We start from the raw sequence: 9,692 nt of genomic DNA, 5'->3' as shown, positions 1-9,692 counted from the left end.
CAAATAAACTTCGAGTAATTTCTACCATCAATCAATGAAAATAATTTCGACTGATCAACTAGTAAAAATCCACACAAGTTGTTCTTCATAATCTCTTAATGATCTTTCTAACATCTCGTCAATGCTAGAAGCTGGACTTCAATAAACTCAACAACTCAACGCTTCGCGTTTCGTTCGTTTCCGTCTATCTCGTCGGTATGGGGTGCATTCTAGAGCATTTCAGAATCATTGCAACCCCCAATTCACTATATTTTTCACGTATGTATCTTTTATAGACGTTTTTGCTAAAAAAATTGCATTTTTATCTATTTTTTAGCCATTTTTTATAAAAAATCTCGTGTTATTTGGAATTTTATTTATTTATATTAACTTTCACAGAAAAATACTTTCAGAGCTTTTAGGTCTAACTCTTTTAGCAATGTTCAAAAAACCAATCTAATTCTGCGACAAACCCAATCAAAATCATTAAAAAGCGGTTTTTTCTACCTGCAATCAACATTGCAAGCGATTTATGCGCAAAAAAACACCCTTAAAGTGATAAACAACCCGAAATCCTTATCACCATAAATATTTTTTCTCTTATTTTCGTACATTTTTAGGCAGGTTTATTCGTACACACAAACCAAATGCTGCATAACATCCAAGATCACTTGCTGCTTACCCATAAAGTCTTCTGCTGAAAAAAATAGTTTTGCTCGTTTGGGTAATTGCTCACGCACCAATGCAAAGAGTTGATATTTTGCCGCTATATCTAGTGCATCCAATTGTTGCTTGGTTTGTGCCAATAACTGTTGTTTGATTTGTACAGGCTGATATTCAAATAAGAATCTCAATATTTCATCAATTTGTTCATCATTATTCTGCGTATCGTAATATGCCATGTGCTGCTCTTCTTTTAATTAGACCTTATTGTTCCATAAGCATGGTTTTCACAAAAATCATTTTAGTTAAATGCTTAGTCATTTTTACTGATTTAGCCCAGCTGTTCATTTTAATTATCACTATTAAGGATGATCAGTATGAAAACTTAAGCTTTTAAGGCTTTAGACGCATAGAGCCGCTTTTTTCAAAGTCATACTCTATTTTATTTTTTAAGGCTGAGCATATGCCAACGCATTTTTTCCGCGTTTATTGCTACTTCTGAGTAGGTTAGGATTACTCGCCTTTGGTGTAGTGCTCTCTATTCATTCAAATTTAAGTACATCACCTATTTCCTCTGTACCCTATAGCTTTAGTTATATTTTTCCATTGAGTATTGGCTCCCTTACAGTGATCATGCACATTGTGATGATTTTGCTGCAAATGTTGATTTTAAAATCTCAATTTCAATGGATTCAGTGGTTACAGCTTTCTGTTGGTATTTTATTTGGGGCTTTTATCGACGTACTCATGTGGTCGACGCAAGGTTGGAGCATTGAAAATTACGCGCTACAGCTTCTTGCTTGTCTTGCGAGCTGCTTGATCACAGCGCTTTCAGCTTAATGGTCAAAGCCAGTCTGGTTTTTTTAGCGGGTGAAGGTCTCTATCAAGCCATTGCGCTACGTTTTAAGCTGGATTTTGGCAACTGTAAAACCTATGGTGATATTGTCTTGGTGAGTATTGCAGTGATCGCTAGCTGGTTTGTATTACATGAAATCATCGGGGTACGTGAAGGAACCATTATTACTGCTCTACTTGTCGGCACATTAGTCAAACACATTTTTCCAAAATTAAACTTTATTCAGTTCAAAGTTCAGGCCTAATCGAATCATTCACTCAGATAAAAAATAATTACTTTGAAAGCCTCATGAACATGAGGCTTTTTTTATATGTTGTATTTTCCTAGATTAAAAATTTTCGTCTAAAATTTTTTGAACGAAAATTAAAAAGAAAAAAATAAATTTTGGAAATAAAAAAGGGAAAGATCTCTCCCAAAATCTCTCCCTTAGAATTGAATCTTTAGTCGATCCATCGTGTAGTTATTATAGTTATCTCATTAACCCACTAAAAAAAGAGTCCCTTGGGGAAGAGACTTATAAAAAGTGGAGTTATCGTTATGTACCCTCTAGATGGTATATAAATCTCTCTAGATGAATAAATCTTATACATAAAATTTATGAAATGCAACAGATTTGGCAAAATTTAAGTATTGTTTTTATAAGGTTTTTTTTGAATTTGCTTATTTATATTATTAATATACTAATTGGAAAAAAAAAGCAGGCCAAAGCCTGCTTTTAATTCAATAACTTAACTAAAATTTGTCAAAATTATTAGTCTGTAAAGGTCACTTTTGCGATCGCTTTTTTGCTCGCTTGGATGATTAAAGTCTTGTTTTCAGCAACAGAATAACCCGCATCAACCACTTCCCAATCTACTTTGACAGCACCACGACCTAAAGCATCCTTGGCTTGTGCAGCATTTTTAGTCAAACCCGATTCACGAAGAATAGAAGTAATAAAAATTTCACCACCAAATTCACTACGTGAAATCGTCACTTCAGGTGTACCCTCAGGTAATTCACCTTCGGTAATCAAGTTACCCGCACCTTTATGTGCATTTGCAGCAGCATCGCTTCCGTGGAAACGCTCAACCAATTCAAGTGCTAGGATTTTCTTCACATCTTGTGGGTTACGACCTTCAGCCACTTCTTTGAGTAAGGCTTGAATTTCTTCAACTGTTTTAAAGCTGAGCAAGTCAAAGTAACGTTCAATTAAAGCATCTGGCATTGAAAGCACTTTTTGGTACATCGCACCCGGTGCATCAAACACTGCAATATAGTTGCCTAATGATTTAGACATCTTATTTACGCCATCTAAACCTTCAAGAATTGGCACAGTAATGCAGACTTGAGACTCTTGGTCATAACGGCTTTGTAATGTACGACCCATCAACAAGTTAAAGGTTTGGTCTGTACCGCCAAGCTCAACATCAGCTTCTAGCGCAACAGAGTCATAACCCTGAACCAATGGATATAAAAATTCGTGAATCGCAATCGGTTGATGACTGTTATAACGTTTTGTAAAGTCATCACGCTCTAACATACGCGCGACAGTTTGCTGTGAAGCCAATTGAATCAAATCTGCTGCAGATTTTTGAGCAAACCACTCAGAGTTGAATACCACTTTAGTTTCAGCTGGATCAAGAATTTTAAAGACTTGTTCTTGATAGGTTTTTGCATTTTCTAAAACTTTTTCACGTGACAAAGGCGGACGTGTTGCACTTTTCCCTGTTGGGTCGCCGATCATCGCAGTATAGTCGCCAATCAAGAAGTAAACTTCATGACCTAAATCTTGGAAAACTTTAAGTTTATTAATTAAAACCGTATGACCTAAATGCAAATCTGGTGCTGTTGGATCGAAACCCGCTTTAATTTTAAGCGGACGGTTCTGTTTTAACTTTTTAAGAAGATCTTCCTCAGAAATAATTTCATGAGTGCCTCGTTGGATGAGGGCAAGTTGTTCTTCAGCCGGCAGGAAATTTGACATCACAAAATCCAAATAGATCAGTTATACAATTTGTGCGATATACTAACACTTTTTCAGCATATTGCAGGCTTAAGAATCATCATGACAGCGATCTATATTGGGGTAATGACCGGCACAAGCATGGATGGTGTCGATATTGTTGCTGCTTCTTTTGATCCTCTAGAGATTCATGCATCGCTCACATTGCCCTTTGATCCCGACCTACGTGATGAACTGATGGCACTGACTTTGCCAAATGACAACGAAATTGATCGTATGGGCAAAGCAGATGTCGCACTAGCGCAAATGATCGGACATGGCATCAATGAACTGATCGAGAAAAATCAGTTGGATCGTAGTCTAATCAAGGCGATTGGTTCTCATGGTCAAACCATCCGCCACCGCCCTGAACATGGTTTCACGCTGCAAATTGGCGACCCGAATATCATTACCGAATTGACTCAAATTCCAGTGATTTCGGATTTTCGCCGTCGTGATATGGCAGCAGGTGGTCAAGGTGCACCGTTGGTACCTGCATTTCATCAAGCGCTTTTCCAACATGACACGATTCATCGCGTGATTTTAAACTTAGGTGGCATTGCTAATGTCAGCATGTTACCTGCGGGCAAACCTGAAGACGTCTATGGCTTTGATACTGGCCCTGCCAATATCTTAATGGATGCTTGGTGTGAACGTTATACCGGTCAGCCTTATGATGAAAATGGTAACTGGGCAGCTTATGGTCAACCGATTCGCAGCCTGCTCGATCGTTTACAAGCCCATGAATATTTTTCTAAAGAACCGCCAAAAAGCACAGGTCGCGAAGATTTCAACCTTGAGTGGTTAGATGAACAGATTTTGGATTGGCGTGGAGATCTCGAATATGACGAACTCGAAGATACGCCTGAAAACATTCAAGCAACCTTAATGAAACTCACCACACGTGCGATTAAAAAAGCCATTTACCGTTCCGATATGGACACTGGCGAAGTGTATGTCTGTGGTGGTGGCGCCTATAACTCGCACTTACTGGAACAATTACGTTGGCGTTTACGTAAACATGAATGGACGGTTCAAAGCACTGCCGACTTAGGTTTAAGTCCAACTTGGGTCGAAGCCACTGCTTTTGCTTGGTTAGCGATGCGCTTTATGAATCAATTGAGCGGGAACTTACCAAGCGTTACAGGCGCTGCGGGATATCGTATTTTAGGCACGATCACTGCGGTTTAGTGAGCTATAAATAAGTGAGCTATAAATAATTGAAATAAAAAGGTCTGCACATGCAGACCTTTTTTTTGCATTAGCTGTTTATTGCATCATGATTTTGGCATGTTCATTACGGAACGCGCGCAAAATTTGTTGTCCCGCACGCCCAGTTGGACTAAGTCCCAGTCGATTTTGCTCCTGACGAATGGCTTGACGGGTTTTATCACCTATTAATCCGTCGACTTTACCAATGTCATAGCCACGATTCAGCAAAAACTGCTGAATTTCACGACGCTCGGAACGTGACGTGCCCGGATCATCTGTAGGCCAAGTTGCCATAATAGCGCCCTTGCCTTGCAAATGATCGGATAAATGTGCAATGGCTAATGCATAACTTTCTGCCGCGTTATAACTATAAATGGCATCAAAGTTTTTAAACACCAAGAACATCGGCCCACTTGCGCCAGCGGGTGCCATTAATCCTGCTTGGCTCGCCCCTGAAAGCTCACCTTGAATTAAAGCTGTCCCATCTGCACGCACCAAACCACGGTTTATCCAACTATCTAAAGACTTTTTATTACGGCGGCTTTCACCACTAATGGACATTCCCTCAGGGATTTTGACCTCAAAGCCCCAAGGCTGACCAGTTTGCCAACCACGTTTTTTCAGGAAATTCGCAGTCGATGCTAAAGCGTCAGTGGTACTCGAAACCAAGTCGCGACGACCATCACCATCAAAATCAACGGCCAGCTCTTCATAGGTACTCGGCATAAATTGGGTATGACCAAAAGCACCCGCCCATGAGCCTTTGAGTTGTGATTCATTCAAATCACCACGTTGCAAAATACGCATGGCAGCAAAAAATTCACCACGGAAATAACTTTGACGTCGCCCTTCACAGCTCAACGTTCCTAATGACTGTAATAATGGATAGCTTCCAGCAATATCACCAAAATTACTTTCCACACCCCATACCGCCACGACAGTTTCCGCAGGAACACCATAAGCTGCTGCCACGCGGTTTAACACATCCCGATGTTGTGCAAGTTTCTGACGACCCAGTTGCACACGCTCTTCATCCACAAGACCAGATAAATAGTCCCAAATTGGTGTTGAAAACTCAGGCTGATAGTTGAGCTTTTCAATTACTGAATAATCTGGCGTTAAATTTTGCGTATATCGGTCATAGCTAGAAGCACTCACACCCGCATTGATTGCTTGTGGGCGTAAGTTGGCTAGACAACTTTGAAAATTATTTTGTGGTGAAATGCTGCTTGTTGCAGGCATGTTTGATGCATTGACGGACTGACCATTAATAATCAACTCGGCATTTGCCTGAGTCATTGCCAAAAAAGCAGTCCCGAAAACAAATCCTAAGTGATGTTTCATACCCTTAATCTTTTTTTGAATTTAAATTGTTGCTTTAACAATAACAGCTCAAAGCAAAAGTTAAAGGTTCAAAACGTAAATTTAAATTCATAATTTCTACTTATTTAAATTCTTTTTTAGAATTTGAATTCAAAAGTAGTTATCCACACCCCAGCTTTAAATTCATTACAAAACAAACGGCGTTTTAAATTTAAATTCAAAACTTTTAAATTTAAAAATAAATTGCTTGCAATAAAAAAGTTATCCACAAGACCAAAACAAAATTAAAATTAATTTTTATTCTTAATAATCAATATGCTATAGAAATCAATAACACATTTTATTGATCTAGCAAGATTGGACAGCTTTTAAATTCAAATGTTTAAATTTAAAAAACAGCAAATGAATTCATTTTTTTCAAATTTAAATTCATAAACTTTGAATTCATTGTTTAGGGTATGGATTTTTGAATTCAAATTCACGGTTTAAATTTAAAAACACCTTTTGAATTCAAAACTACCTTTAATTGTTTTTTGAGATAAAAAATCCAATAGATGCCACCAAGTTTGGCGCATCTTGAACGATTTTTCAGCTGAATATTTATAAACGATTGAATGCTTTATGAGCAATAGATCAATCTGCGACACCGACAAACGGCGTTAAATTGCGAAGAGGCGCAATCATGCCCGAAGTTCAGGCATAAAAAAAGCGGCCATATGCATGACCGCTTTTTTATCATTCAAACTCGCGTTTAAATGGTCATATCTTCGCTAAGCGCCAGTGGATTCGGCAAAATTTTCGCCAATGCACGACAGAGTGGCGTCAATTCAGCGCTGTCATTTGGCATTAAGGTGATGTGACCAATTTTACGGCCTTCACGCTCTGTTTTGTTGTACAGGTGCAAATGTGCGCCATTCAGTGCCAACACGTCCTCAGACTTCGGATATTGACCAATAATATTGATCATCACCGTCGGGCGAACCACTTCAGTAGAGCCTAAAGGTAAACCTGCCACAGCACGAATGTGGTTTTCAAACTGTGAACACACTGCGCCTTCAATCGACCAATGCCCAGAGTTATGTACGCGTGGTGCCATTTCATTGGCATATAAGCCTTTGTCAGTCACAAATAATTCAAGCGTCAATACACCGACATAGTCCAAATGATTGAGTAAGCGGGTAATGTAGTCTTGAGCCACAGGCTGCAAATCTGCACTATTTGGCGCAGGCACAATTGAATGCGACAAAATACCATTGTGGTGATGATTTTCAGCCAAAGGCCAAGTTTTAACATCGCCATTTTGACCACGTACCGCAATAATCGACACTTCGCGAGAGAAGGTCACAAAGCTTTCTGCAATCAATTCACCCGCTGGACCAAGTTCTGCCCAAGCTTGATCAATTTGATCGGCTATACGCAGCACAAACTGACCTTTACCATCATAACCACCACGTGAGGTTTTCAGTACGATCGGTAAACCCAAATCAGCCACAGCTGCCTGTAAGCTTTCCAGTGACGTCACCGCTTTATAAGGCGCAACTGGAATTGCCAATTCATCAAACAAGGCTTTTTCAGACAAGCGATGCTGAGCAATGGCTAAAGCTTGACGAGGCGGGTGTAATTCTTTGTTTTTGGTCAGTACATCAACATCAACCAAAGGCGTATTTTCAAACTCTAGGCTGAAAACATCGGCACTATTCATGAAGTCTTGCAAACCATTTATGGCATTCGTTGAAATCACCTGACCCAAAGCCGCAGAAGGGCAGTCAGTATTGGCTTCAAAGAATGTGCATTGAATGTTTAGTGGCAACGCAGCTTGCGCCATCATGCGGCCCAATTGACCACCACCAAAAATACCAATGGTTTTATTCATAACATTTGTCCCATTTTAAAGCTTGGTTTAGTCTTGACCTGGAATATTTTTGCTCGCAACTTTATCGGTTTGCGCAGCACGGAAATCTGCCACATTTTTTGCAATTTCAGGACGCGTTAAACCTAAAATTTGCGCGGCCATAATCGCCGCATTGGTTGCACCTGCTGGGCCAATCGCCAATGTTCCTACTGCAATACCCGCAGGCATTTGTACAATTGAAAGCAGTGAATCGACACCATTTAAAATCGATGATTTTACTGGTACGCCAAGTACAGGAAGGTCGGTCTTCGCTGCGCACATACCGGGTAAATGCGCTGCGCCACCTGCACCCGCAATAATCACTTGAATCCCACGCTCACGTGCAGTTTCAGCATATTCGAATAAACGATCTGGAGTACGGTGTGCAGACACCACTTCCGCTTCAAAAGGGACGCCAAGCTGTTTTAGCATATTGGCAGTGTTTTCGAGGGTTGCCCAATCGGATTGAGAACCCATGATAATTCCAACGAGAGGAGTGTCTTGTGAAGCGGCCGCATTCATTGCAATGTTTCCAGAGATTAAAGTAAGAGAGAGTAAATCTCGACTAGAGCCAAGCTTTAATAAGAGCCCCATATTATAGACTGAAAATTCATCTCAATAAAATTTAACGGTTGTAATAAAAGAGAAAACTCCATAATATTTTTTCGAAAATTATTTTCTTTTTTCAAATTTATAAAAACTTTTTTTAAATCAACATGAATACGATATTAAAATGATGAAACCACTGTTTATTCTGCTTGCACTCGCAATTAGCTCGAGTAGTTTTGCTCAACTGATCCAACTGAATACCAGCCAATTTGAAAAAGACTTTAGTCAATTACAAAAGCAAAAAGGCTATAACGGTGAAATTAAAAGTAATGGTTATATACATGAAAAGTTCTTGATTACAGGAAAATCTGCCACAGATGAACGTGAGCCAGTCCTTATGACGGGTTACTACAAGGCAGATGATGGTCAGGATAAAATGTATTCGATTTCAGAATATCGCGTGTATTGTGATGATCAAACCTATGGCTATGCGCTCATGAACTTTGAAGCGAATGGTGAAATGACTGTGCTGACCAGTGATAGCGATTATGTGTTTGATTATGATGATCCAACCGCAAGAGATCGAGAATTTAGTAAAGTGCTAAAGAAAGCCTGTAAATATTCAGCAAAATAAATACCATAAAAGTCAAAAAGGACCCGTTGATCTGGTCCTTTTTCGTTGATGTTACTTTTTCATTCATTGACTTCTAAAGACAAAATAAACACAGCCGAATAGGCACAGACCAGCCCATAAATAATCCAATTTAAATGGCTGCTTAAACAAAAAAATCATAAATGGTACAAAGACCAACAAGGTGACCACTTCTTGGGTGATCTTCATTTGGCCCAAAGACCAACCATGCTGTGCCAATAAGCGTGTTGCAGGAATCATAAAGCTATATTCCAACAAGGCGATTGCCCAGCCAAAAAGAATCGCTTGCCAGAGTGGGGCATCATGCAAAAATTTGAGATGACCATACCAGGCCAATGTCATAAAGCAGTTGGAAATTAAGAGTAGCAAGAGGGCGAGAGACATCAGCAAAATACATCACAAAATTTTGGGCATATTGTACGATTTTCAGGTCTTTTCCAGCAGATTTTTTTGAAAAATTCTCAGCATCGCTGAATTGAAAATAGTCGTCATTTTCAGCGGGTTTTGGCACCTTATTTTTTGCATGAAGTTATACAAAAAAATCTATCTTTTCCCCAAGACCCTTGCTATGGTTGCTTTCAAA

Annotated in this window: 10 protein-coding genes; 4 read left to right on the top strand and 6 right to left on the bottom strand. The window is 39.4% G+C overall.

The annotated features are described in order from the left end of the window. Positions 1-605 precede the first annotated feature (605 nt). Entirely contained in the window at positions 606-881 is a 276-nt protein-coding gene (locus B9T33_RS16115) for a hypothetical protein (protein WP_086179905.1), read from the bottom strand. 250 nt (positions 882-1,131) lie between these two features. On the opposite strand from B9T33_RS16115, the gene B9T33_RS16625 reads away from it, so the two are divergent. Next, positions 1,132-1,482 (top strand): DUF6198 family protein, encoded by a 351-nt coding sequence (locus B9T33_RS16625; protein WP_228145854.1) that lies wholly within the window; start codon positions 1,132-1,134, stop codon positions 1,480-1,482. Next, positions 1,482-1,742: a hypothetical protein gene (locus B9T33_RS16105; protein WP_086179903.1), complete on the top strand. Its 261-nt coding sequence runs from the start codon at positions 1,482-1,484 to the stop codon at positions 1,740-1,742. The genes B9T33_RS16625 and B9T33_RS16105 overlap by 1 nt, the downstream gene beginning before the upstream one ends. A gap of 507 nt (positions 1,743-2,249) precedes the next feature. On the opposite strand, the gene tyrS is transcribed toward B9T33_RS16105, so the two are convergent. Continuing rightward, a complete protein-coding gene (gene tyrS / locus B9T33_RS16100) occupies positions 2,250-3,482 on the bottom strand; it encodes a tyrosine--tRNA ligase (protein ID WP_171263662.1) in 1,233 nt (410 codons plus the stop codon). A gap of 63 nt (positions 3,483-3,545) precedes the next feature. On the opposite strand from tyrS, the gene B9T33_RS16095 reads away from it, so the two are divergent. Further along, on the top strand, positions 3,546-4,673 hold the full coding sequence (locus B9T33_RS16095; RefSeq protein ID WP_086179901.1) for an anhydro-N-acetylmuramic acid kinase: 1,128 nt from the start codon (positions 3,546-3,548) through the stop codon (positions 4,671-4,673). 78 nt (positions 4,674-4,751) lie between these two features. On the opposite strand, the gene B9T33_RS16090 is transcribed toward B9T33_RS16095, so the two are convergent. From B9T33_RS16090 to purE, 3 genes are all read right to left on the bottom strand, one after another. Further along, positions 4,752-6,038 (bottom strand): lytic murein transglycosylase, encoded by a 1,287-nt coding sequence (locus tag B9T33_RS16090; protein WP_086179900.1) that lies wholly within the window; start codon positions 6,036-6,038, stop codon positions 4,752-4,754. Positions 6,039-6,768: 730 nt separating this feature from the next. After that, complete coding sequence (locus tag B9T33_RS16085) at positions 6,769-7,890, bottom strand: 5-(carboxyamino)imidazole ribonucleotide synthase (protein ID WP_086179899.1); 1,122 nt, start codon at positions 7,888-7,890, stop codon at positions 6,769-6,771. A 27-nt stretch (positions 7,891-7,917) separates the two neighbouring features. Further along, positions 7,918-8,430, bottom strand: a complete 513-nt coding sequence (gene purE, locus B9T33_RS16080; protein ID WP_086179898.1) for a 5-(carboxyamino)imidazole ribonucleotide mutase — start codon at positions 8,428-8,430, stop codon at positions 7,918-7,920. A 211-nt stretch (positions 8,431-8,641) separates the two neighbouring features. On the opposite strand from purE, the gene B9T33_RS16075 reads away from it, so the two are divergent. After that, positions 8,642-9,091 carry a hypothetical protein gene (locus B9T33_RS16075; protein WP_086179897.1) on the top strand — a complete coding sequence of 150 codons (450 nt, stop codon included), beginning with the start codon at positions 8,642-8,644 and terminating at the stop codon, positions 9,089-9,091. Between the two features lie 63 nt (positions 9,092-9,154). Here B9T33_RS16075 and B9T33_RS16070 read toward each other — a convergent pair whose 3' ends face one another. Beyond that, positions 9,155-9,493, bottom strand: coding sequence for a DMT family protein (locus tag B9T33_RS16070; RefSeq protein WP_086179896.1), 339 nt, complete (start codon positions 9,491-9,493; stop codon positions 9,155-9,157). Positions 9,494-9,692 lie beyond the last annotated feature (199 nt).

Origin of the sequence: Acinetobacter sp. ANC 5054, from assembly GCF_002135295.1 — a bacterium.
Classification (GTDB): Bacteria; Pseudomonadota; Gammaproteobacteria; order Pseudomonadales; family Moraxellaceae; genus Acinetobacter.
Note: the sequence above shows the minus strand (reverse complement) of the source record. Positions and strands in the feature narration are given on the sequence as shown.